We start from the raw sequence: 23,526 nt of genomic DNA, 5'->3' as shown, positions 1-23,526 counted from the left end.
GCCGCGCCCACGTCATCGGACGGGTTGTCCACCTTCTCGACGTGCACGATGGCGAAGGCGTAGACCTGCTTCACGATGTCACGGATGTGGACCGCGGTGGCAGGCGCGCCGCGCGCCTTCACCTTGTTGCAGAGGGCGCGCAGGTCATCGGCCGCGATTTCGTTGAGCTGCCGGTTCTGGAACGCCGGCAGGATGTCCCGATCGACGATGCTCTTGCGCATCGCCTTGGTGCTGTCGGCCATCCGTGCTCCGGCCAGCCACTTCTCGGTCACGTCGCCAAAAGTCTTGGCGGCGGTCAGGCGGCGCTTCTCGCGCTGCTTCTCCAGCGCGGGGGACTTGCCCTGAGCGACGGCCTTCTTGGCGTCGATCAGCTTTTCGCGGGCCATCGCCAGCGAAATGCCCGCCGGACCGTAGCGGCCGATGGTCAGCGTCTCACGGCGGCCGTTGAGACGGTAATCGTAGCGGAAGGTGACGGTACCGACGGGCGATACCGTCACGTACATGCCATCGCGGTCAAAAGCCTTATAAGTCTTGGGCTTAGGCTTGAGATTGCGCAGTGCGGTGTCGGTAAGCATCGAGGTTTTTCCTCCTGTTCGTGACGGCTTTTACCGTCAGGGGCCAGGAGACCTGCTGATGCTCGGAAAGCCGCATGAAACAAGCTTTCCCGAGGAGACTTTTACCGTCAAAGACCGGTTTAGTCTGGATAGTAAACGGGAGGGTCTTAATCCGGCCCCCGGTTCGTACCGTCAGTTCTACCGCCAACCTGTTCTGCTGGCCGGCGATAGTCACCGATAGCTGCCGTGACGTATTTCTTTCTAAATCAATACGTTATGACAGACTTTCGATAGCTGGCAATAGTCCCCGAAGGACCTGATTTCACTCCCACTCGATGGTTGCCGGCGGCTTGCCGGAAATGTCGTAGACCACGCGCGAGACGCCACGCAGTTCATTGATGATCCGGTTGCTCACCGTGCCCAGGAACTCATAAGGCAGGTGCGCCCAGTGCGCGGTCATGAAATCGATGGTTTCCACCGCACGCAGCGCGATCACCCACTCATACGCACGCGCGTCGCCCACCACGCCCACCGACTTCACCGGCAGGAACACCGCGAAGGCCTGGCTGGTCTTGTCGTACAGGTCGGCCTTGCGCAGCTCATCGATGAAGATCGCATCGGCCTTGGCCAGCAGCTCGGCGTACTCACGCTTCACTTCGCCCAGGATGCGCACGCCCAGGCCCGGGCCCGGGAACGGATGGCGGTAGACCATGCTGCGCGGCAGGCCGAGTTCGACGCCGAGGCGGCGCACTTCGTCCTTGAACAACTCGCGCAGCGGTTCCACCAGGCCCAGCTTCATGTGCTCGGGCAGGCCGCCGACGTTGTGGTGGCTCTTGATCACGTGGGCCTTGCCGGTCTTGCTGCCGGCCGACTCGATCACGTCGGGGTAGATGGTGCCCTGCGCCAGCCACTTGGCGTTGCTGAGCTTGTTGGACTCTTCGTCGAAGATGTCCACGAACAGGTTGCCGATGATCTTGCGCTTGGCTTCCGGATCGCTCACGCCTTCCAGCTTGGCGAAGTAGCGGTCGGCGGCGTTGACGCGGATCACCTTGACGCCCATGTGCTCGGCGAACATCGCCATCACCTGGTCGCCTTCCTGCCAGCGCAGCAGGCCGGTGTCGACGAACACGCAGGTCAGCTTGTCGCCGATCGCCTTGTGCAGCAGCGCGGCAACCACCGACGAATCGACGCCGCCGGAAAGGCCCAGGATCACTTCATCATCGCCCACCTGCTCGCGCACGCGCGCGATCTGGTCGTCGATGATGTTGGCCGCGGTCCACAGCGTCTGGCAGCCGCATACGTCCACCACGAAGCGGCGCAGCAGCGCCTGGCCCTGCAGGGTGTGGGTCACTTCCGGGTGGAACTGCACGCCGTACCAGCGCTTTTCCTCGTTGGCCATCGCGGCCACGGGGATGCGATCGGTGGTGGCGGTGATGGTGAAGCCCGGGGGCGCCACCGAAACGTGGTCGCCGTGGCTCATCCACACATTCAATTTCGGCTCGCCGCCGTGGTCGCTCAGGCCCTTGAACAGCGCGTCCGGGTGCACGACGTTGACTTCGGCATGGCCGAACTCGCGCTGGTCGGCCGCTTCGGTAGCGCCGCCGAGCTGTGCGGCCAGGGTCTGCATGCCATAGCAGATGCCGAAGATCGGCAGCCCGCTGTCGAACACTTCCTGCGGCGCGGCCGGCGCGCCCGGCAGCGTGGTGGATTCGGGGCCGCCAGACAGGATGATGCCCTTGGCGCCGAACGCGGCGATGTCCGCCGGGTTGTGATCCCACGCCCAGATTTCGCAGTACACGCCGAGCTCGCGGATGCGGCGCGCGATCAGCTGGGTGTACTGCGCGCCGAAATCGAGGATGAGGATCTTGTCGTTATGGATGTTGGTCATGGCGCCCGGCAATGCTGGATGGAAAACGGAGAAACGAAAATCAGGCAACGAATGGCAGATAGAGAAAGAGGAACGGGAATCAGCTTCCTCGTTCCTCTTCGCTCATGCCGCGTCAGGCGCGGTAGTTCGGCGGTTCTTTGGTGATCTGCACGTCATGGACGTGGCTCTCACGCTGGCCGGCGCCGCTGATCTTGACGAACTTCGGCTTGCTGCGCATGTCTTCGATGGTGCCGCAGCCCACGTAGCCCATGGTGGCGCGCAGGCCACCCATCAGCTGGTGGATGATGCCGCCGACCGGGCCGCGATACGGCACGCGGCCTTCGATGCCTTCGGGCACCAGCTTGTCGGCACTGGAAGCATCCTGGAAGTAGCGGTCCTTGGACCCCTTCTCCATCGCCGCCAGCGAACCCATGCCGCGGTAGCTCTTGTACGAACGGCCCTGGAACAGCTCGGTTTCACCGGGCGATTCCTCGGTACCGGCCAGCAGGCCGCCGATCATGATGGTCGATGCACCGGCGGCCAGCGCCTTGCCGATGTCGCCGGAGTAGCGGATGCCACCGTCGGCGATCAGCGGGATGCGGTCCTGCAGCGCTTCGGCCACCAGGTCGATGGCGGTGATCTGCGGCACGCCGACACCGGCGACCACGCGGGTGGTGCAGATCGAGCCCGGGCCGATGCCGACCTTGACCGCGTCCGCGCCGCTGTCCAGCAGCGCCAGTGCGGCTTCGCCGGTGCAGATGTTGCCACCCACGACCTGCACCTGCGGGAAGTGCTTCTTGACCCAGCTGACGCGGTCCAGCACGCCCTGCGAATGGCCGTGCGCGGTGTCCACCACCAGCACGTCCACGCCGGCAGCGACCAGCGCTTCGACGCGGCGATCGGTATCGCCGCCGACGCCCACCGCGGCACCCACCAGCAGGCGCGTGGCGACGTCCTTGGCGGCGTTGGGGTAATCGGTGTTCTTCTGGATGTCCTTGACGGTGATCAGGCCGCGCAGGGCGAAATCATCGTTGACCACCAGGATCTTTTCGATGCGGTTGCGATGCAGCAGCTGCAGCACTTCCTCGGACGCGGCGCCTTCCTTGACCGTGATCAGGCGATCCTTCTTGGTCATGATGTGGCGGACCGGATCGTCCAGCTCGGTTTCAAAGCGCATGTCGCGGTGGGTCACGATGCCCACCAGCTGGCCGCCATCGACCACCGGCACGCCGGAGATGTTGCGCGCCTGGGTCAGCGCCAGCACGTCGCGGATGGTGGTTTCCGGGCCGACCGTGATCGGGTCGCGGATGACACCCGCTTCGAACTTCTTGACCTTGGCCACTTCGGCGGCCTGCTGGTCCACGCTCAGGTTCTTGTGGATGATGCCCATGCCGCCGAGCTGGGCCATGGCGATGGCCAGGCGTGCTTCGGTGACGGTATCCATGGCAGCCGACAGGATCGGAAGCTTCAGCCGCAGGTCGCGCGTCAGGCGCGTTTCCAGGGTGACATCCTTGGGCAGGATGATGGAATGGGCGGGGACGAGCGAGACGTCGTCGTAAGTCAGTGCTTCAGCCTGGATGCGCAGCATCGGCATACCCGAGATGTGGGGAAGCGCGACATTTTACCCTGATTTCGCCCCGTTGGGCAGGGGGCGGATGCGACGCTGTGTCGCGCCGGCGCAGCGCGTTCATGCAGCGGTTCGGCGGCCGGGCCGCACGACCAACGGTCGTGCGCTACCGGTAGGTGACGACCGTTGGTCGCCACGGCGTCCCGGCGTCAGGATGCTTCGGCGGCTTCTATCGTGTTCTGCATCAGCGTAGCGACGGTCATCGGCCCTACCCCGCCCGGCACCGGGGTGATCCAGCTGGCCCGTGCGGCCGCCGCCTCGAAGCCCACGTCGCCGACCAGGCGGCCATCGTCCAGGCGGTTGATGCCCACGTCGATGACCACCGCGCCCGGCTTGACCCACTCGCCCGGCACGATGCCGGGGCGACCTACCGCTACCACCAGGATGTCTGCATTGCGCACCGACTGCTCCAGCACGTCCTTGGGGGTGAACTTGTGGCAGCTGGTGACGGTGCAGCCGGCGATCAGCAGCTCCAGGCCCATCGGCCGGCCCACGTGGTTGCTCACGCCGACGATGGTGGCGTTGCGGCCGCGCACCGGCTGGTCGGTATGGCCCAGCAGCGTGGTGATGCCACGCGGGGTGCACGGGCGCAGGCCGAATTCGCGCAGGGCCAGGTGGCCGACGTTCTCCGGGTGGAAGCCGTCCACGTCCTTGCGTGGGTCGATGCGGTGGATCAGGCGGCTGGCGTCGGGGATCCCCGGCAGCGGCAGCTGGACCAGGATGCCGTGGATCTTCGGGTCCGCATTGAGCTGGTCGATCAGGGTCAGCAGCGCGGCTTCACCGGTGCCGGCCGGCAGGTCGTAATCGAACGCCTCGATCCCGACCTTTTCGGCGGCACGGCGCTTGTTGCGCACATACACCGTCGAGGCCGGGTCGCCGCCCACCAGCACCACGGCCAGCCCCGGCCGGCTGCCACCGGCCGCCAGGCGGGCGTCTACGCGCACCTTCAGGCTGTCCAGCAGGTCTTCGGCGATGCGGCGTCCGTCCAGGATGCGGGCGGAATGACGGGGGGCGGAATCGTTCATCGAATGCGGGGCGTGCGGCGGCGGAAGGGTATTGTCCCCGATTAACGTGCCGCCGAACACCGTCACAGCCGGGCATGGCCCGGCCCTACGCTGCGGTCGCGCTCACGCGCGTCATTCTTCTTCCGGCACTTCGTCGGCGTTGAGGGTGCGTGCCTTGCGCTTGGGCGCGGTGAACGGGGTCGGCGTGGGCACGCCCGGCAGCGCGCTGCCGAACACCATGTGCGCACCGGCACGCAGGTCGCCGCCGGCCATTTCCAGCTCGAAGCGCTCGGCGTCGCGTTCGCGGATCTGCTCGGCGATGTCGCGTGCGTCGTCCTCGTCGGCGCCCAGCTCGACCAGCGCGGCCTGGCCGAACATCAGCGCGGATTCGAAGGTTTCGCGGATCTGGAAGTCCACCCCGGCGTGGATCAGGCGCAGCGAGTGCTCACGATCGAACGAACGCACCAGCAGCTTGGCCTGCGGGAACTCGTGCGCGACCAGTTCGACGATGCGGTCGGCATCCTGCGCGTTGTTGACGCACACCGCGATCGCGCGCGCGGTGGCCGCGCCCGATGCATGCAGCACGTCCAGCCGGGTGCCGTCGCCGTAGTAGATCTTGAAGCCGAAGCGCTCGGCGTTGTGAATCATGTCCACGTCGTTGTCGATGATGGTCACGTCCACGTCGCGGGCCAGCAGCGACTGGCTGGCCACCTGGCCGAAGCGGCCGAAGCCGATCATCAGCACGCTGCCGGACATGCCCTCTGCGGTGTCCACGCCTTCCAGCGAGACTTCCCGCGCCGGCATCAGCTTGTCGTGCAGCAGCACGAACAGCGGGGTGAGCGCCATCGACAGCACCACGATGGCGGTCAGGTTGGCGTTGACCTCGATACCGATGACACCGGCAGCAGCGGCGGCCGAGAACAGCACGAAGGCGAATTCGCCGCCCTGTGCCATCACCACGCCACGATCCAGCGCCTGCCGGTGGTCGCTGCCCAGGATGCGCGCCACGGTGTAGATGCACACCGCCTTGGCCAGCATCAGCGCCAGCACGCCGGACACGATCAGCGGCCAGTTGTTGGCCACCACGGTCAGGTCCAGCGCCATGCCCACGCTGAGGAAGAACAGCCCGAGCAGGATGCCGCGGAACGGTTCGATGTCGGCTTCGATCTGGTGGCGGAAGGTGGATTCGCTGAGCAGCACGCCGGCCAGGAACGCGCCCATTGCCATCGACAGCCCGCCCAGCTGCATCAGCAGCGCCGCGCCCAGCACCACCAGCAATGCGGCGGCGGTCATCACCTCGCGCGCCTTGGCGGCGGCCAGGATGCGGAACAGCGGGTTGAGCAGGAAGCGGCCCACCAGCACCAGCCCGATGATCGCGCCGGCGGCGATGGCCACGCTGATCCAGCGCGAGCCGGTACCGGCATCGGCCTGCACCGGCGCCATGAAGGCGACCACTGCCAGCAGCGGCACGATCAGCAGGTCCTCGAACAACAGGATCGAGACGATCTTCTGCCCGGACGGCAGCGCGATATCACCGCGCTCGGCCAGCAGCTGCATCACCACGGCCGTGGAGGTCAGCACGAAACCGGCCGCACCGATGAAGGCCACCGGTAGCGGGAAACCGAACAGCATGCACACGCCGGTGAGCACCGCACCGCAGACCACGATCTGCAGCGTGCCCAGCCCGAAGATTTCCCTGCGCAGGCTCCACAGGTGCGAAGGCCGCATTTCCAGTCCGATCACGAACAGGAACATCACCACGCCCAGTTCGGCCGTATGCAGGATCGCCTGCGGATCGGAGAACCAGCCGAAGCCGAACGGACCGATCGCCAGCCCGGCCGCGAAGTAGCCCAGCACCGAGCCCAATCCCAGCCGGCGGAACAACGGCACCATCACCACTGCCGCACCCAGCAGGGCGACTACTTTCACCAGTTCACTGGCACCTGCTTCCACCGCCATGCGGTTTGTTCCTTGCAACTCCGATCAGCCATCACGATAGGACAAGTTGATGCAGGGACATAGCACGCAGGTGCGCAGGATCGTGCCGGGAATGGAACGATCGGTCAGTAAATCGCCATATCGTCCTACGGACCTGCGCAGAATGCGGCGTAGTCGATGTAACCCGGGAACGCCTGCCCGGACGCGCACAGCGGGCAGGCGGGGTCCGGCCCCAGGCGGATCTCACGGAAACGCATGCCCAGCGCGTCGAACGTCAGCAGCCGCCCCACCAGCGGCTCACCGATCCCAAGCAGCAGCTTGAGCACTTCCGTGGCCTGCAGCAGGCCGACCATGCCCGGCAGCACGCCCAGCACCCCGGCCTCGGCACAGTTGGGCGCGAACTCCGGCGGCGGCGGCTCGGGGAACAGGCAGCGGTAGCACGGCGCCTGTCCGCGATGGCGGCCGGCGTCGAATACCGACACCTGGCCGGTGAAACGCTCCACCGCGCCGTAGACCAGCGGGATCGCGTGCTGGATGCAGGCATCGTTGAGCAGGTAGCGCAGCGGGAAGTTGTCCGACCCGTCCAGCACCACGTCCACGCCGTCGAGCAGCGCGTCGATGTTGTCCGAGGTCACCCGCTCCTGCACCGCTTCCACGTCCAGCCGGGGGTTGAGCGCCAGCAGCCGCGCGCGGGCCGACTGCACCTTGGGTTCGCCGATGCTGGCGTCGGTATGCAGGATCTGCCGCTGCAGGTTGCTGCGCTCCACCACGTCGTCGTCGGCGATGCGCAGGTGCCCTACCCCGGCGGCGGCGAGGTAGAAGGCGGCCGGCGAGCCAAGCCCGCCCGCGCCAAGCAGCAGTACCCGGGCGCCGAGCAGCGCCTGCTGGCCGGCAACGCCGACCTGCGGCAGCAGCAGGTGGCGTGAGTAGCGTTCGTTGAAATCGCGCTCGCCGTCGCTCTGCAGCGGCTGCACGAGTGGCAGCGCGGCAGCACGCCAGGCAGTGGTGCCGCCGTGGACGGACGCGATGTGGGTGTAGCCGAGATCGAGCAGGGCCTGCGCCGCTTCCATGGAGCGCTTGCCGCTCTGGCAGATCAGCAGGATCTCGCGGTCAAGCGCCGGGAGCTGCGTGCTGGCTTCGCTCAGGAGATCGCCCTGCGCGATTCCCCTTGCGCCCTCGGCCATGCCGGTAGCGCGCTCGTGCGGTTCACGCACGTCGATCAGCAGCGCGCCGTGGAGGGTGCGTTGGCGGGCGTGCTCGGGGCTGAGTTCGGGTATTGCGGTCATGGCCCATTATGGGCGGGTTGGGTCCGGCTGGGACACGCGTAGCGTGTCGCTACCGTGGGATGGCGTCCCGGTGTGCCGGGACGCCACGGGCTTCAGCGGCCCTTGACGTGCTTGATCAGGCGCTTCTTCTTGGCGATCTGACGCTCGCTCAGCACGTTCTTCTTGCCTTCGTACGGGTTGGCACCCTCGCGGAAGATGAACTGTACCGGCGTGCCGATCAGCTTGAAACGCTTGCGGAAGAAGTTTTCCAGGTAGCGCTTGTACGACTCCGGCAGCTCCTTCAGCCGCGTGCCGTGCACGATGAAGGTCGGCGGATTGGAGCCGCCCGGGTGCACGTAACGCAGCTTGGACACGTGACCACGGATCGCCGGCGGCGGGTTGGTCTCGTAGGCGATTTCCAGCGCCTTGTTGACTTCGCTGGTGCTGAACTCGTGGGTCGCCGAGGCATGCGCCTGGTGGATCGCACGGAACAGCTCGCGCAGGCCCGAGCCGTGCTTGGCCGAGATGCGCACCGTTTCAGCCCACGGCACGAAGCCGAGCTTGCGCGAGACCAGCGCTTCGGCCTGTTCGCGCTGGTAATCGGTCAGGCCATCCCACTTGTTGATCGCCACCACCAACGCGCGGCCGGCATCCAGCACCGCGCCCAGCACGGTAGCGTCCTGGTCGGTCACGCCTTCGCTGGCGTCCAGCATCAGCACCGCCACCTGGCACTGCTCGATGGCCTGCAGGGTCTTGATGACGCTGAACTTTTCCACCACCTCTTCGACCCGGCCGCGGCGACGCAGGCCGGCGGTGTCGATCAGGCGGTATTCGCGGCCGTCACGCTCCAGGTCCACCGCGATCGAGTCGCGGGTGGTGCCGGGCACTTCCGAGGCGATCATCCGTTCTTCGCCGAGAATGCGGTTGACCAGGGTCGACTTGCCCACGTTGGGGCGGCCGACGAAGGCAATGCGCATCCGGTTCGGATCGTTGTCCATCTCCTCGCCGCTGCCCTCTTCGGGCAGGCGCTGGACCACTTCTTCAAGCAGGTCGTCCAGGCCCTGGCGGTGGGCAGCGGACACGGTCAGCATTTCGCTGAACCCGTAGCGGGCGAATTCCGCGCGCACGGTGTCTTCGTTGGTGCCATCGATCTTGTTGATCAACAGCAGGGTCGGCCGCGACAGCTTGCGCAGCCACGACAGGATCTCGTCATCCAGCGCGGAGGTCCCGTCACGGGCATCCACCACGAACAGGATCAGATCGGCTTCGCCGGCGGCAGCACGTGCCTGGTCGGCGGTTGCGCCGGCCAGGCCTTCGTCATCCTCCGAGATACCGCCCGTGTCGACGACGAGGAACGGGTTGTCCTCGTCCAGACGGCAAACACCATAGTTGCGGTCCCGGGTGACGCCGGGCTGGTCATGGACCAGGGCGTCACGGGTACGGGTCAGCGCATTGAAGATGGTGGACTTGCCGACGTTCGGCCGTCCAACCAGGGCGACCAAGGGCAGCATCGCGGTAACTCCTTATTGTGCCAACCGGAATGCGGTCAGCTTTCCATCAACGTTCTGCACCAGCAGAATCCCATCGGCGACCACCGGCTGCGCCAGCAGGGCATCGCCGCCACTCTTGGCGCGCGCGGCCAGTTCACCATTGTCTGTCCGCAACCAGTGCAGATAACCCTTGTAGTCACCCACCACAACGTAATCGCCGTGGATGGCCGGCCCGGTCAGCGAGCGACGGGCCAGGCCGGTCTGCGACCACATGGCGCTGCCGCTGGCCTTGTCCAGGCCGAACACGCCGCCCTTGTTGTCGGTGACGATCACATTGCCCGAGGTCAGGGCCACGCCACCGGCGCCGCCATGGTCACGTGCCCACAGCGGGCGGCCGGTCGGGCCTTCGATCGCCATGGTCTGGTTCTTGAAGCTGCTCACGAACAGGGTGTTGCCTTCCAGCACCGGCGCGCCGTCCACATCGGACATGCGCTCCAGCTCGGTGCGGCCTTCACCGTTGGAGACCATCTGGTCCCACACGGTACGGCCGTCCTGCATGCCCAGCGCGGCCACGCTGCCGTCATCGTTGCCGATGAACAGCACGCCCGGGCCGGCCACCACCGGCGCGTTGCCGCGCACGGTCAGCATGGGCAGCTCACGCGGGTTGAACCACTTCTGGGTGCCGTTGCCGGCATCGAAGGCGGTCACCCGGCCATCGTTGCTGCGCACGAACACGATGCCCTGGGCGATCGCCGGCGCGGCGATCACTTCGCCCGGCACCTTGGCGCGCCACTTTTCGCTGCCGTCGTTGGCGTCCAGCGCGATGACCTGACCATCCAGCGTACCGATCACCACCAGGCCTTCGCCGACGCCCGGGCCACCGGACAGACGCAGCTTGGGCTGCTTCTTGACCTTGGCCGGCTCGTAGGTCCAGACCGTCTTGCCGGTCTGCAGGTCCAGCGCATGCACGCCGCCGGTGATCGCGGCCGCGTACACGCGGCCATCGGCCACGACCGGGCCCTGGCGCACGCCGATGCGCTTCTCGCCCTTGCCCAGGTTGGTGCTCCAGATCCGGTCGACCTTGGCGGTCGGCTCGAACTTGACCAGCTCTGCCGGTTCCAGCGCCTTCTTGGCCTCCGCGTCCTTGCCGGCGAACCAGCCCTTGACGGTGGTGCAGCCGGACAACGCCACGCCCATCAACACCAGGGTGGCTACGCGCTTGATCATGACCATCTGCTTCATTACACCGACTCCGCAGGCTCGGTGACGGTGCCACCGGCATCCATCACTTTGGTTTCCAGCACGCGCCGTTGGGGCGCTGCCACATCCAGCGTCTTGAGCGCCTTCTCATACTGCCCGCGGGCTTCGTCACGCTTGCCCAGCGCCATCAAGGCGTCGCCATGGATTTCCAGGCTCGCACTGTCGGTGGCACTGCCCAGCAGCGTGATGGCTTCATCGTTCTTGCCGGTGGCGATCAGCAGGCGCGCAATGCGCTGGTCGATCGCCGCCTTGTATTCCGGGTCGGCCTTGATGGCACGAAGGGTGGCCAGGGCCTCCTCGTTCTTGCCTGCATCGACCTGCGCCTTGGCCAGCTGCAGCGCTGCGAGGTCGCCGTAGACCTGGACCTTGCCGGCTTCCAGCGTCTTCACGCCCTTGGCCGCTTCGTCCAGCTTCTTGTCCTCCAGCTGCTTGAGCACCACCTGGTACTCACCGTGGGCACCCGCCAGGTGGCTGCCCTGTTCTTTCTGCCACCACTGCCAGCCGGCGATGCCGCCGATGGCAATCGCCACGCCGGCGATGATGCTGACACCATTCTTCCGCAGCCAGCTGCGGACGCGTTCACTTTGTTCGTGCTCGTCGAGCAGGTCGTCGATCGCCATGCGTACTCTCGCCCCTGCCCGTCAGGAGGGACTGTTTGAATTGGATTGTCGAAATGAATCGGGAAACGCGGCTCAGTGTGAAACCGGAGCCACGGAGCCGTCAGAGGATACCGTAAAGCGTGCCACGTTGGCTCGCTGGTAGGGCGAAAGGTCGATGATGGTGCCGGCCTGCTGAACCTCCACCGCCGACGCATTGCCGAGCACCATGCGGGCCACCTGGCCCGGGCTGAAGGCGCGGGTTTCACCTGATTTGATCAGGGCTTTCTCGACGGTGCTGCCGTCGGGCGCGACGATATCCACCCAGCTGTCGCCCTTGAACTGCAGGTTGAGCGCACCGGCCGGCGCCGGCGCGGCGGCCGTGGGCCGAGGCACCGGGGTCAACGAGGCCAGGTAAGGCGCCGACGGCGCCGTCGACGGCGCAGGCGTCACCACCGGCGCCGCCTGGTCAGCCGGTGCGGTGCCCGCCACCGGTACGGCGGCGGGAATCACATCCAGCGAAGCGGTATTGGGGGTGGTCGAGGCACTGTCGAAGTGGCCGCGTGTAGCGAACCACACCGGCACGGCCAGCACCGCGGTGATGCCGACATACAGGGCACGGCGGCCGAGGCTCTCGGCGATACGGCGGGCCCGCGGGGTATGGGTGTGGCTGACCAGCTGCGGCGGCACCACCGGCCCGATGTGGGCCTGGTCCAGCACATCGCCCAGGTCGACCTTGAGCAGGCGCGCATAGCTTTTGAGCTGGCCGCGGACGAACACCGGCGCACCGAGGCGATCCCACTGCTCGGCTTCCAGTGACTTCACCACCTGCACCGGCATGCGCAACTGCTGCCCCACTGCTTCGAGCGTCAGTCCTGCCGCTTCCCGCGCCTGCCGGAGACGTGCTCCACAGCCGGCCGCGGTGTCAAAAGCGTTCACAGTCTGGTCATCAATCACAATGCTTCAACCCCGGGAATTAGGAGCCGCATCCTGCGGAAATTCGTCGCGAATTCGCTGCAGATAACGACCGGATGCCACTGTGTCGCCAAGCTGCGCCTCGATTTGAGAGGCAAGTTGTAACACGGAACGTGTGGCCGGTGCAGCCGCTAGACGCCGTTGCACGAAGGCCCGGGCCTCGAAAAAGCGGCCCTGGGCATGCTCGTTGCGGGCCATGGCCTCCAGCGCATAGGGGTTGGCCGGATCCAGCGCCAGGGCCCGGCGCAGGTCACGCACTGCGCGCTCGGGCTGGCCGGCGTCAAGCGCACAGCCGCCTGCGTTGGCCAGGGCTGCGGCCGGCGTGCGGTAACCCGGCGCGGCAACGGCCCGGTCGAACAGTGGCAACGCTTCGGTGGCGCGGCCATGACCACATAACCAGGCGCCATAGTTGTTGAGCACCTCGCCGCTGTCCGGCGCCAGCTCGGCCGCCTTCTGGAACAGCGGACCGGCGGCGGCATCGTCACCGCGCCGGTTGGCCAGCGCCGCCAGCATGATGTAGGCATCCGGCCGGCCCGCATCGAGCTTGAGCGCGCTTCGGGCGCGCTTTTCGGAAGCATCCAGCGCTCCGGCGCGGAACGCCTCGGCCGACAATGTCATCTGGTCCTGGTAGCTGACCCGGCGACGGGTGTCAGCGTTGTCGCGCGCCACGTATTCGGGCGCTACGCCCAACGGAGCGGTCATGGGTTTGACGCCTTTGTTGCCACATCCGGCGAGTGCCAGCGCGACGAAAAAAACGGCTGGCAATCGGCGGTCAGGCAGCGGCATCCCGGTTTTTCCCGTCCTGGAGCGTTCTGTTGAACTCGGCCTGGCGGCGGGTACGATCCATCACCTGGCCCTTGAGCTGGCCACAGGCGGCATCGATGTCGTCGCCACGGGTCCGCCGCACCATCGTCAGCACCTGCTGGTCGAGCAGGATCTTCTGGAAGGCGCGGATCTCCGCATCACCGGAGCGCTCATAGCGGGTACCGGGGAACGGATTGAACGGAATCAGGTTGACCTTGCCCGAATGCGAGGCCTGTACGGCATTGTCGAACTGGCGCATCAGCCGCGCCAGCTGGCGGGCGTGCTCGGGCTGGTCGTTGATGCCCTTCATCAGGGTGTATTCGAAGGTGACCGATTCGCGGCGCTTGTTCGCACGCAGGTAGCGCGCGCACGAGGCCATCAGTTCCACGATCGGGTACTTCTTGTTGAGCGGCACCAGGGTCTCGCGCAGCGCATCGTTCGGCGCATGCAGCGACACCGCCAGCGACACATCGCTTTCGGCCGACAGGCGGTCGATCTGCGGCACCAGGCCGGAGGTCGACAGGGTCACGCGCTTGTTGGCCAGGCCGTAGCCCAGGTCGTCGCGCATCACGCTCATGGCGCGCACGACGTTGTCGAAATTCATCAACGGCTCGCCCATGCCCATCATCACCACGTTGGTGAGGCGACGCTGCTTGTGCGGGATGTTGCCCAGGTGGCGCGCCGCCACCCACACCTGCCCGATGATCTCGGCGGTGGAGAGGTTGCGGTTGAAGCCCTGGGTGGCGGTGGAGCAGAACGTGCAGTTCAGTGCACAGCCCACCTGCGACGACACGCACAGCGTGCCGCGGTTCTTGTCCGGGATGTAGACCGCTTCGATCGCGTTCTTGCCATCGGTGCCCATGGCAAGCAGCCACTTGTGGGTACCGTCGGCCGACGGCTTGTCGAAGACGATGTTCGGGACGCGGACTTCGGCATGCTGCTGCAGCTTGCTGCGCAGCGCCTTGCCCAGGTCGGTCATATGGTCGAAATCGGTGACGTAGTGGTGGTGGATCCACTTCATGACCTGGTGGGCACGGTAGCGCGCTTCGCCGAGTGTCTCGGCGAAGAAGCGCTCCAATCCCTCGCGATCGAGGTCGAGCAGGTTCTGCTTGGCCACCGGCGCGCCCTGGGCGAGCACGATGGGGATGGCGTTGGGCTGTACGACCTCGTTCACGGCATTACTCTCAGCGCGAGACCACTTCGGTCGCGGCGAAGAAGTACGCGATTTCAATCGCGGCATTCTCGACCGAGTCCGAGCCGTGGGCGGCATTGGCATCGATGGAATCGGCGAAGTCGGCGCGGATGGTGCCCGGCGCAGCGTCCTTCGGATTGGTGGCGCCCAGCAGGTCGCGGTGGGCCAGCACGGCGTTGTCGCCTTCCAGCGCCTGGATCATCACCGGGCCGGAGATCATGAACTCGACCAGCGCGTTGAAGAACGGACGCTCCTTGTGCACGGCGTAGAAGCCTTCGGCTTCACGGCGCGACAGCTGCTTGTACTTGGCAGCCACGACCTTCAGGCCAGCCTTTTCGAAGCGGGCGTAGATTTCACCGATGACGTTCTTGGCGACGGCGTCCGGCTTGATGATGGAAAGGGTGCGCTCCAGCGCCATGGGAATTCTCCGTTGGGCGGGCCACTGATCGGCCCGAGAGTAACATGAAAAAAACCCGCGTCGAAACGCGGGCTTAGCCTATATACGTGGCGTGATTCTACAACCTCTCGGTACGTCTTGCCACGCCCTGCGCGGCAACCTCGCGCTGGCGGCGACTGCCCGCCGTTCAGGTTGATGGGCATGAACGAGGACCAACATCTTGTGCGTCGCAGCATGCCAGCGGCGATGCCGGGGTCTAATATCAAACAATCGTTTGATTGAACCCCTGCCCCGCCCATGGCCAAACCCGCCCACTTCTCCACCAAGGACCGCATTCTCGGCGCTGCCGAGGAGCTGTTCGCCCTGCACGGGTTCGCCGGGACATCGCTGCGCCAGGTGACCAGCCAGGCCGATGTGAACATCGCTGCGGTGAATTACCACTTCGGATCCAAGGAAAACCTGGTCAACGAGGTGTTCCGCCGGCGCATGGACGAAATGACCGCCGCCCGGCTGTCGCAGCTGGACAGTGCCCGGCGCGACCACCCCGGGCAGCTGCGTCCCGTGCTGGCTGCGTTCGTCGAACCGGCCCTGGCCATGGCCCAGGACCGCCAGACCGGGGGCGCGTTCGTGCGTGTCATCGCCCGCGCGTACGCGGAAAAGAACGACAACCTGCGCAAGTTCCTCTCCGACCACTACGGCCACGTCCTGCGCGAGTTCGGCAAGGCGATCGCCGCCAGCGTGCCGGGCCTGAGCAAGGAAGAGCTGTATTGGCGACTGGACTTCCTGGCCGGCGCACTGACCTACGCCATGGCCGATTTCGGGCTGATCAAGCGACCCGCCGGTGTCACCGAAGCGGCGCATCGTGCCCATGCAGCCCAGGAACTCATCCATTTCGCCGAAGCCGGTTTCCGCGCCAGCGCGGCCACCGCCCCTGCGGCGGCGACCCTTGCCACCCCGTAACGCCGGGCCCCATATCACCCCCGTAGAGCCGGGCCCTGCCCGGCTTCCAGACCAACAAAGGCTTATCGACATGTCCAATTCCCTGCTAGTCCGCCGCGCCGCCGTGCTGGGTGCCGGCGTCATGGGTGCCCAGATCGCGGCCCACCTGACCAATGCCGGCGTCGACACCGTGCTGTTCGACCTTCCCGCCAAGGAAGGTCCTGCCGACGGCATCGTGCTCAAGGCCATCGCCAACCTGGGCAAGCTCAGCCCTGCCCCGCTCGCCAGCAAGTCCTACGCCGAAGCGATCACCCCGGCCAACTATGAAACCGGCCTGGAACAGCTGCGCGACTGCGACCTGATCATCGAAGCCATCGCAGAACGGATGGACTGGAAGCAGGACCTGTACAAGAAGATCGCCCCGTTCGTGGCCGATCATGCCGTGCTGGCCTCCAACACCTCCGGCCTGGGCATCAACAAGCTCGCCGACGTGCTGCCCGAACAGCTGCGCCACCGCTTCTGCGGCGTGCACTTCTTCAACCCGCCGCGCTACATGCACCTGGCTGAGCTGATCCCGGCCACCACCACCGACGCCGCCGTGCTGGAAGGCCTGGAAAGCTTCCTGGTCACCACCCTGGGCAAGGGCGTGGTGTACGCCAAGGACACCCCGAACTTCATCGGCAACCGCATCGGCGTGTTCTCGATCCTGTCCACCATCTTCCACACCCAGCAGTTCGGCCTGGGCTTCGATGAAGTCGATGGCCTGACCGGCCCGCTGGTCGGCCGCCCGAAGTCGGCCACCTACCGCACCTCCGACGTGGTCGGCCTGGACACCATGGCCCACGTCATCAAGACCATGGGCGACACCCTGCCCAACGACCCGTGGCACCAGTACTTCGCCTCGCCGAAGTGGCTGGACGCGCTGATCGCCAAGGGTGCGCTGGGCCAGAAGACCGGCGCCGGCATCTTCCGCAAGGTCGGCAAGGACATCGTGGTGCTGGACCTGGAGAAGCAGGACTACCGCGCTGCCGATCGCACCGCCGCCCCGGAAGTGGTCGAGATCCTGAAAATCAAGAACCCGGCCGAGAAGTTCGCCAAGCTGCGCGAAAGCCAGCACCCGCAAGCGCAGTTCCTGTGGGCGACCTTCCGCGACCTGTTCCATTACAGCGCCTACCACCTGGCCGACATCGCCGAAACCGCGCGCGACGTCGACCTGGCCATCCGCTGGGGCTACGGCTGGTCGCTGGGCCCGTTCGAAACCTGGCAGGCCGCCGGCTGGAAGCAGGTCGCGCAGTGGATCGCCGATGACATCGTGGCCGGCAAGAGCATGAGCAACGCCCCGCTGCCGGACTGGGTGTTCGATGGCCGCGATGGCGTGCACGCCGCCGAAGGCAGCTACAGCCCGACCCGCAACGCCAAGCTGCCGCGTTCGGCGCTGCCGGTGTACCAGCGCCAGCGCTTCCCGGATCCGCTGCTGGGCGAAACCTTCAGCCCGGGCGAAACCGTGTTCGAGAACGACGGCGTGCGCATGTGGCACGACGGCGACGGCATCGCCGTGGTCAGCTTCAAGACCAAGATGAACACCGTGTCCGACCACGTGCTCAACGGCCTGCAGGAAGCCATCAAGCGCGCCGAGCAGGGCTTCAAGGGGCTGGTGATCTGGCAGCAGAAGGAACCCTTCTCCGCCGGTGCCGACCTGGCCGGCGCGCTCGGCCTGCTGCAGGCCGGCAAGGTCGACCAGTTCGAAGAAATGGTGCACAACTTCCAGCGCACCAGCCAGGCCATCAAGTACGCGCTGGTGCCGGTGGTGACCGCCGTGCGCGGGCTGGCCCTGGGCGGCGGCTGCGAATTCCAGATGCACAGCGCCAAGAGCGTGGCCGCACTGGAAAGCTACATCGGCCTGGTCGAAGCCGGCGTCGGCCTGCTGCCGGCCGGTGGTGGCCTGAAGGAACTGGCGGTACGCGCCTCCCAGGCCGCCGGCCCGGGCGGTGATGTATTCGCCGAACTGAAGAAGACCTTCGAAACCGTGGCCATGGCCAAGGTCTCCAACTCCGCGGTCAACGCCAAGGAACTGGGCCTGATGCGCGCCACCGACAAGGTGGTGTTCAACAGCTTCGAAGCGCTGCACATCGCCAAGGCCGAAGTGCAGGCGCTGGCCGAAGGCGGCTACCGTCCGCCGATGCCGGCCCGCCGCATCCAGGTGGCCGGTGACGTGGGTATCGCCACCTTCAAGATGATGCTGGTGAACATGCTCGAGGGCCGTTTCATCAGCCCGTACGACTACGAAATCGCCGTGCGTATCGCCACCGTGCTGTGTGGTGGCGAAGTGGACCGCGGCACGCTGGTGGACGAAGAGTGGCTGCTGACCCTGGAGCGCAAGCACTTCGTCGAACTGGCCCAGCAGGAAAAGACCCAGGCCCGCATCGCGCACATGCTGAAGACCGGCAAGCCGCTGCGCAACTGACCCATAAGAGACCACCACAATGACCAAGCAGATCCAGGACGCCTACATCGTCGCCGCCACCCGTACCCCGGTTGGCAAGGCGCCCAAGGGCGTGTTCCGCAATACCCGTCCCGACGACATGCTGGCCCACGTGCTCAAGTCCGTGGTCGCGCAGGCACCGGGCATCGACGTCAACCGCATCGATGACGCCATCATCGGCTGCGCCATGCCCGAAGCCGAGCAGGGCATGAACGTGGCGCGCATCGGCGTGCTGCTGGCCGGCCTGCCGGACACCATCTCCGCGCAGACCGTCAACCGCTTCTGCTCGTCCGGCCTGCAGGCCGTGGCGATGGCAGCCGACCAGATCCGTCTCGGCAACGCCGACCTGATGCTGGCCGGCGGCACCGAATCGATGTCGATGGTGCCGATGATGGGCAACAAGATCGCGATGGCGCCGAGCGTGTTCGACAACGACCACGTGGCCATCGCCTACGGCATGGGCATCACCGCCGAGAAGGTCGCCGAGGAATGGAAGGTTTCCCGCGAAGAGCAGGATGCGTTCGCCCTGGCCTCGCACCAGAAGGCCATCGCCGCAATCCAGAACGGCGACTTCAAGGATGAGATCAGCCCGTATGACGTGCGCACCCGCCAGCCGGACCTGGCCGACGGCCGCCGCATCATCACCCGCGACCGCATCGTCGACACCGACGAAGGCCCGCGCCTGGACTCGTCCGCCGAAGGCCTGGCCAAGCTGCGCCCGGTGTTCCGCAACGGCCAGTTCGGCGGCACGGTGACCGCCGGCAACTCCTCGCAGATGAGCGACGGCGCCGGTGCGGTGCTGCTGGCATCGGAACAGGCGGTCAAGGACTACGGCCTGAAGCCGCTGGCCCGCTTCGTGAGTTTCTCGGTCGCCGGTGTGCGCCCGGAAGTGATGGGCATCGGCCCGATCGCGGCCATTCCCAAGGCGCTCAAGCAGGCTGGCCTGACCCAGGACCAGCTGGACTGGATCGAGCTCAATGAAGCGTTCGCCGCGCAGTCGCTGGCGGTGATCCGTGATTGCGGGCTGGACCCGTCCAAGGTCAACCCGCTGGGCGGCGCCATCGCACTGGGCCACCCGCTGGGCGCCACCGGCGCGATCCGGACCGCCACGCTGCTGCATGGCCTGCGCCGTCGCCAGCAGAAGTACGGCATGGTCACCATGTGCATCGGCACCGGCATGGGCGCAGCGGGTATTTTCGAATCGCTGTGATCCGGGATCCAGGTACCGACCAACGGTCGGTACCTGCCGGCCGCAAGAGATGGCCGCCTGCCGTTGTCAGGCGGGCGGAGAAGCAAAAAGGCGACCCGTCCGGGTCGCCTTTTTCATGCGCGTGCATGGGACGCGGGGCTTACCCCTCGTCTTCTTCCAGCATCTGCGCCAGCTTCTCACGCGCCGGCTTGCCCAGTTTGTGGCTTTCCAGCGCGAAGCGGATGGTGGCTTCCACCAGCCCGAGGTGGGTGCCGCAGTCGAACCGGGTACCTTCGAAACGGTACGCGTTGACCTCTTCGGTTTTCAGCAGGTCGGCAATGGCGTCGGTCAGCTGGATCTCACCGCCCGCGCCCTTGCCGGTGGCTTCAAGCAGTTCGAAGATCTTCGGGCTGAGCACGTAGCGGCCAACCACGGCCAGATCGCTCGGCGCGTCTTCCGGCTTGGGCTTTTCCACGATCTGCGCGATGCGCCCCTTGCGGCCGTCGAAGGCCTCGGTCGCCACGATGCCGTAGCTGGCCGTGTTCTCGTGGGGCACGTCTTCAACCGCGATCACGCTGGCGCCCGTGGCCTGGTTGAGATCGGCCATCTGCTTGAGGGCGCCGTCGCCGCGGTTCCAGATCAGGTCATCAGGCAGCAGCACCGCGAAGGGCTCGTCGCCCACCACGGATTTGGCACACAGCACCGCATGGCCCAGGCCCAGCGCTTCGGTCTGGGTCACGAACACCGCGCGCACGCCTTCCGGCAGCACGTTGCGCACCAGTTCCAGCAGCTCGGTCTTGCCCGCGCGCTCGAGCTTCTGCTCCAGCTCGTACGCCTTGTCGAAATAGTCCGCGACCGCGTGCTTGTAACGATTGGTGACGAAGATCAGGGTGTCGCACCCTGCTTCGATCGCCTCATCGACGGCGTACTGGATCAACGGCCGGTCGATGATCGGCAGCATTTCCTTGGGAACCGTCTTGGTTGCGGGAAGGAACCGGGTGCCCAGCCCCGCCACCGGGAAAACCGCCTTGCGAATGCGCTTGTTCGTCACAGCCTGTTGGCCTCTCGTGCCGGAAAGGGAAGCACCTTAGCCGACTCGACGTGAGATTCGTGTTGCAACGGCGCAAATTCCGGCATGGTCGCGAACAGGATGCTGTTGATCGCATCGGTATCGTAGTTGGCGATGGCCTCGCGCAGGCGCGGCACGTTGCCCAGCACCTGCTCGCGGGCGAAGGTGCGCACACCGGCCTCGAGGATCTTGGGATGCGCGGTCGGGCGGTAGTCCTCGTCCGAATAGAACAGGGTCTCGTGCAGCTTTTCGCCGGGACGAAGGCCGGTGTAGATGATGGCGATGTCCTTGTACGGCTGCTTGCCGGCCAGGCGGATCATCTGCTCGGCCAGCACCCGGATCGGCACCGGCTCGCCCATGTCGAGCGTATAGATCGCGCCGTGCGAGGCTGATGCCGCCGCCTGCAGGATCAGCTGGCAGGCTTCGGGAATCGTCATGAAGTAACGGGTTACTTCCGGGTCGGTGACCGTGACCGGCCCGCCCTTGAGGATCTGCTCGCGGAACACCGGCACCACGCTGCCCGCCGAGGCGAGCACGTTGCCGAAGCGCACGGTGACGAAGCGGGTATGGCTGGTCTTCTGGTCCAGGCTCTGGCAGATCATCTCGGCGTAGCGCTTGCTCGCGCCCAGCGCATTGACCGGGTCGACCGCCTTGTCGGTGGAGATGAACACGAAATGTTCGATCCGCGCTTCCACGCAGGCCCGGGCCACCGTTTCGGTGGACAGGATGTTGTTGCGTACCGCTTCGCGCAGCTGCCGTTCCAGCACGGGCACCTGTTTGTAGGCGGCCGCATGGAACACCGCATCCACCTGCGACAGCGACAAGGCGTGGCGGATCACCGCCGGGTCGCCACAGTCACCCAGTACCGCCTCCACGACCAGGTCGGGGAAGCTGCGCTTGAGTTCGGCCTCGATGGTGAGCAGCAGCAGCTCGCTCATTTCCAGCAGTACGACCCGCCCTGCCCCGTGGCGCGCGCACTGGCGGCACAGTTCCGAGCCGATCGAGCCACCAGCGCCGGTCACCAGCACGGTGCGCCCGCCCAGCCAGCCGCGGATCAGCGACCAGTCCGGCAGGATCGGCTTGCGCCCCAGCAGGTCCTCGATCGCCACTTCCTTCAGCTCACCGGGCAGCGAATGGCCCAGCAGCACGTCGTTGAGCTTGGGCACCATGCGGAACGGCACCCCGGTGCTTTCGCAGATGGCCACCACGCGCTGCATGCCGGCGGCATCCAGCGACGGAATGGCGATCACCAGCAGCTTGGCCGCGGTTTCGCGTACCACCGAGGCGGCATCGTCCAGCGTGCCCAGGATAGGCAGGCCCTGAAGCTTCGCCCCCTGCAGGTGCGGCGCGTCGTCGAGCAGGCCAACCGGTTCGAAATCTCCCGACCGGCGCAGGTCGCGGACCAGCGCTTCGGCAGCCTGGCCGGCGCCCAGGATGAGCACCCGGCGCGCGGTCGCATCCGACTGCAGCGCCTGGTAGTCCTTCCATGCCCGGTACAGCAGGCGGGGCGCGCCCAGCAGGGCCGACAGCGCGAAGGGATAGATCACCAGCACCGACATCGGCACGCCATTGAAGCGCTTGTAAGCCAGCACCACCACGATGGCCAGCAACCCGATGAAGCTGGATTTGAAGATGTGCAGCAGGTCGGCCACGCTGGCGAACCGCCACAGCCCGCGGTACAGGCCCACTCGCCAGAAGACGATGGCCTGGATCACCAGCACCAGCGAGGTATCGATGTTCCACAGCGGCAACGAGGGCGCATCGGCCAGCATCGAATAGCGGCCGGCATGCAGCAACTGCCAGCACGCCCAGACCATGAACAGGTCGTGGACCACGATGGCGGCACGGGGAAGCAGACTCGTGAAACGGTCCTGCCAAGGCGTCATAAAGCAAACAATCCTTCTAGTAGCGCATTCCCTTGCGCAGGAGCAGCCAAAGACCGGTCGCGAGGAACATCCACGCTACGGCTACGGCAGCCTCCCACCTCGGCTGCAAATACGTGCAAGCATTAAACACTGTAATACTGAACAGACCAAAAACAAAGTACGTCCCTGTAACCGAAGTGTGCGTTGCACCACTTTTGACGGCACGTTGATACAGATGTTGGGTGTGGGGCTCCATCCATCTTTGCCCCGACAGCATGCGCGAAAGCAGTGTGAAGCCAGCGTCCACGAGGAAAGCCGTCAGCGGTACCAGCAGCAGCAGCCATGAGATGTCGGTTGCCACGCTGGCCAGGCAGACCAGGGCTGCGACGGCATAACCTAACGCCCCGCTGCCCACATCGCCCATGAAAATCCTTGCATTCGGAAAATTGAATGGCAGGAAACCCAGGCAGGCCAGTGCCAGGACAATCCCGGCCAACGCCAGCGGACCCGGCAGGACAAGCGCGAACGCGGCGCCGGCCAGAATGGCCTGGCTGGTCGCGATCCCGTTGATCCCATCCATGAAGTTCCAGATGTTGATCAGGGATGTCGTAAACAGCAGCGCCAGCAGCGCCTGCCAGGGGTTGCCCGTTGCATCCCACACCAGACCTGCCAGCAGGCCGGCGGCCAGCAGATGGACCAGCAACCGGCGCACCGCCGGCAGCGGCCGGTGGTCGTCCCACCAGCCGATCCCGGCCACCAGCACCAGGCCCAGCCCCGACACCAGCAACGGCGTCCGGGCGCCCGGCCAGATGACCGCCGCCGCGGCCAGCGCCAGCAGCAGGGTCACCACGATGGCAATGCCGCCCCCGCGTGGGGTCGCCACGACATGGCTGCGGCGTTCCCCGGGCTGGTCGAACAGCTTGCGCCGCAGCGCGTACCGGCGGGCGCACCACGTGAGCACCGCCGCCACTGCCAGCACGGCCGGCAGCCCCATCCACCACCCTGCCGGCATG

At 66.2% G+C, this 23,526-nt stretch carries 19 protein-coding genes; 3 read left to right on the top strand and 16 right to left on the bottom strand.

Annotated elements, in window-relative coordinates; genetic code table 11:
• From KVS69_RS12950 to ndk, 13 genes are all read right to left on the bottom strand, one after another.
• A partial coding sequence (locus tag KVS69_RS12950) for an integrase arm-type DNA-binding domain-containing protein (RefSeq protein WP_217538396.1) occupies nt 1-575 on the bottom strand: 575 nt, incomplete at its 3' end.
• A gap of 301 nt (nt 576-876) precedes the next feature.
• Complete coding sequence (gene guaA, locus KVS69_RS12945) at nt 877-2,442, bottom strand: glutamine-hydrolyzing GMP synthase (protein WP_217538394.1); 1,566 nt, start codon at nt 2,440-2,442, stop codon at nt 877-879.
• Nucleotides 2,443-2,554: 112 nt separating this feature from the next.
• A complete protein-coding gene (gene guaB / locus KVS69_RS12940) occupies nt 2,555-4,009 on the bottom strand; it encodes an IMP dehydrogenase (protein ID WP_068854633.1) in 1,455 nt (484 codons plus the stop codon).
• A 188-nt stretch (nt 4,010-4,197) separates the two neighbouring features.
• Nucleotides 4,198-5,073 carry a bifunctional methylenetetrahydrofolate dehydrogenase/methenyltetrahydrofolate cyclohydrolase FolD gene (folD, locus tag KVS69_RS12935; RefSeq protein WP_217538392.1) on the bottom strand — a complete coding sequence of 292 codons (876 nt, stop codon included), beginning with the start codon at nt 5,071-5,073 and terminating at the stop codon, nt 4,198-4,200.
• A gap of 111 nt (nt 5,074-5,184) precedes the next feature.
• Complete coding sequence (locus tag KVS69_RS12930; RefSeq protein ID WP_217538390.1) at nt 5,185-7,011, bottom strand: monovalent cation:proton antiporter-2 (CPA2) family protein; 1,827 nt, start codon at nt 7,009-7,011, stop codon at nt 5,185-5,187.
• Between the two features lie 125 nt (nt 7,012-7,136).
• Nucleotides 7,137-8,276, bottom strand: coding sequence for a molybdopterin-synthase adenylyltransferase MoeB (gene moeB / locus KVS69_RS12925; protein WP_217538388.1), 1,140 nt, complete (start codon nt 8,274-8,276; stop codon nt 7,137-7,139).
• 92 nt (nt 8,277-8,368) lie between these two features.
• The gene (der, locus tag KVS69_RS12920; RefSeq protein ID WP_068851324.1) at nt 8,369-9,766 is read right to left on the bottom strand and encodes a ribosome biogenesis GTPase Der; all 1,398 of its coding nucleotides are present in this window, start codon (nt 9,764-9,766) and stop codon (nt 8,369-8,371) included.
• Nucleotides 9,767-9,778: 12 nt separating this feature from the next.
• A complete protein-coding gene (gene bamB / locus KVS69_RS12915) occupies nt 9,779-10,987 on the bottom strand; it encodes an outer membrane protein assembly factor BamB (RefSeq protein WP_095364619.1) in 1,209 nt (402 codons plus the stop codon).
• Nucleotides 10,987-11,625, bottom strand: coding sequence for a tetratricopeptide repeat protein (locus KVS69_RS12910; RefSeq protein ID WP_217538386.1), 639 nt, complete (start codon nt 11,623-11,625; stop codon nt 10,987-10,989). The genes bamB and KVS69_RS12910 overlap by 1 nt, the downstream gene beginning before the upstream one ends.
• 72 nt (nt 11,626-11,697) lie before the next feature.
• Nucleotides 11,698-12,558, bottom strand: coding sequence for a RodZ domain-containing protein (locus KVS69_RS12905; protein ID WP_217538384.1), 861 nt, complete (start codon nt 12,556-12,558; stop codon nt 11,698-11,700).
• A gap of 6 nt (nt 12,559-12,564) precedes the next feature.
• Entirely contained in the window at nt 12,565-13,362 is a 798-nt protein-coding gene (locus KVS69_RS12900) for a tetratricopeptide repeat protein (RefSeq protein ID WP_068851312.1), read from the bottom strand.
• Nucleotides 13,349-14,554 carry a 23S rRNA (adenine(2503)-C(2))-methyltransferase RlmN gene (gene rlmN / locus KVS69_RS12895; protein ID WP_217538382.1) on the bottom strand — a complete coding sequence of 402 codons (1,206 nt, stop codon included), beginning with the start codon at nt 14,552-14,554 and terminating at the stop codon, nt 13,349-13,351. The genes KVS69_RS12900 and rlmN overlap by 14 nt, the downstream gene beginning before the upstream one ends.
• Nucleotides 14,555-14,564: 10 nt before the next feature.
• Nucleotides 14,565-14,990 carry a nucleoside-diphosphate kinase gene (gene ndk, locus KVS69_RS12890; protein ID WP_068851305.1) on the bottom strand — a complete coding sequence of 142 codons (426 nt, stop codon included), beginning with the start codon at nt 14,988-14,990 and terminating at the stop codon, nt 14,565-14,567.
• A gap of 276 nt (nt 14,991-15,266) precedes the next feature.
• Between ndk and KVS69_RS12885 the strand changes: the two genes are divergently transcribed.
• From KVS69_RS12885 to KVS69_RS12875, 3 genes are all read left to right on the top strand, one after another.
• Nucleotides 15,267-15,929 carry a TetR family transcriptional regulator gene (locus KVS69_RS12885; protein WP_093534404.1) on the top strand — a complete coding sequence of 221 codons (663 nt, stop codon included), beginning with the start codon at nt 15,267-15,269 and terminating at the stop codon, nt 15,927-15,929.
• A 70-nt stretch (nt 15,930-15,999) separates the two neighbouring features.
• A complete protein-coding gene (locus KVS69_RS12880; protein WP_217538379.1) occupies nt 16,000-18,372 on the top strand; it encodes a 3-hydroxyacyl-CoA dehydrogenase/enoyl-CoA hydratase family protein in 2,373 nt (790 codons plus the stop codon).
• Between the two features lie 19 nt (nt 18,373-18,391).
• Nucleotides 18,392-19,600, top strand: coding sequence for an acetyl-CoA C-acyltransferase (locus KVS69_RS12875; RefSeq protein ID WP_217538377.1), 1,209 nt, complete (start codon nt 18,392-18,394; stop codon nt 19,598-19,600).
• A gap of 139 nt (nt 19,601-19,739) precedes the next feature.
• Here KVS69_RS12875 and galU read toward each other — a convergent pair whose 3' ends face one another.
• The 3 genes from galU to KVS69_RS12860 are packed head-to-tail and all read right to left on the bottom strand — an operon-like array spanning nt 19,740 to nt 23,525.
• The gene (gene galU, locus KVS69_RS12870) at nt 19,740-20,630 is read right to left on the bottom strand and encodes a UTP--glucose-1-phosphate uridylyltransferase GalU (RefSeq protein ID WP_068851293.1); all 891 of its coding nucleotides are present in this window, start codon (nt 20,628-20,630) and stop codon (nt 19,740-19,742) included.
• Nucleotides 20,627-22,534 (bottom strand): nucleoside-diphosphate sugar epimerase/dehydratase, encoded by a 1,908-nt coding sequence (locus KVS69_RS12865; RefSeq protein ID WP_217538375.1) that lies wholly within the window; start codon nt 22,532-22,534, stop codon nt 20,627-20,629. The genes galU and KVS69_RS12865 overlap by 4 nt, the downstream gene beginning before the upstream one ends.
• A 16-nt stretch (nt 22,535-22,550) precedes the next feature.
• A complete protein-coding gene (locus KVS69_RS12860) occupies nt 22,551-23,525 on the bottom strand; it encodes a glycosyltransferase family 4 protein (RefSeq protein ID WP_217538373.1) in 975 nt (324 codons plus the stop codon).
• Nucleotide 23,526 lies beyond the last annotated feature (1 nt).

The organism is Stenotrophomonas sp. GbtcB23 (assembly GCF_019091045.1).
GTDB classification, from domain to species: Bacteria; Pseudomonadota; Gammaproteobacteria; order Xanthomonadales; family Xanthomonadaceae; genus Stenotrophomonas; species Stenotrophomonas rhizophila_A.
Note: the sequence above shows the minus strand (reverse complement) of the source record. Positions and strands in the feature narration are given on the sequence as shown.

Coding starts and splice junctions, on each gene's coding strand:
- guaA (WP_217538394.1), bottom strand. CDS start 2,442: ATGACCAACATCCATAACGACAAGATCCTCATCCTCGATTTCGGCGCG.
- guaB (WP_068854633.1), bottom strand. CDS start 4,009: ATGCTGCGCATCCAGGCTGAAGCACTGACTTACGACGACGTCTCGCTC.
- folD (WP_217538392.1), bottom strand. CDS start 5,073: ATGAACGATTCCGCCCCCCGTCATTCCGCCCGCATCCTGGACGGACGC.
- KVS69_RS12930 (WP_217538390.1), bottom strand. CDS start 7,011: ATGGCGGTGGAAGCAGGTGCCAGTGAACTGGTGAAAGTAGTCGCCCTG.
- moeB (WP_217538388.1), bottom strand. CDS start 8,276: ATGACCGCAATACCCGAACTCAGCCCCGAGCACGCCCGCCAACGCACC.
- der (WP_068851324.1), bottom strand. CDS start 9,766: ATGCTGCCCTTGGTCGCCCTGGTTGGACGGCCGAACGTCGGCAAGTCC.
- bamB (WP_095364619.1), bottom strand. CDS start 10,987: ATGAAGCAGATGGTCATGATCAAGCGCGTAGCCACCCTGGTGTTGATG.
- KVS69_RS12910 (WP_217538386.1), bottom strand. CDS start 11,625: ATGGCGATCGACGACCTGCTCGACGAGCACGAACAAAGTGAACGCGTC.
- KVS69_RS12900 (WP_068851312.1), bottom strand. CDS start 13,362: ATGCCGCTGCCTGACCGCCGATTGCCAGCCGTTTTTTTCGTCGCGCTG.
- ndk (WP_068851305.1), bottom strand. CDS start 14,990: ATGGCGCTGGAGCGCACCCTTTCCATCATCAAGCCGGACGCCGTCGCC.
- KVS69_RS12885 (WP_093534404.1), top strand. CDS start 15,267: ATGGCCAAACCCGCCCACTTCTCCACCAAGGACCGCATTCTCGGCGCT.
- KVS69_RS12880 (WP_217538379.1), top strand. CDS start 16,000: ATGTCCAATTCCCTGCTAGTCCGCCGCGCCGCCGTGCTGGGTGCCGGC.
- KVS69_RS12875 (WP_217538377.1), top strand. CDS start 18,392: ATGACCAAGCAGATCCAGGACGCCTACATCGTCGCCGCCACCCGTACC.
- KVS69_RS12865 (WP_217538375.1), bottom strand. CDS start 22,534: ATGACGCCTTGGCAGGACCGTTTCACGAGTCTGCTTCCCCGTGCCGCC.
- KVS69_RS12860 (WP_217538373.1), bottom strand. CDS start 23,525: ATGCCGGCAGGGTGGTGGATGGGGCTGCCGGCCGTGCTGGCAGTGGCG.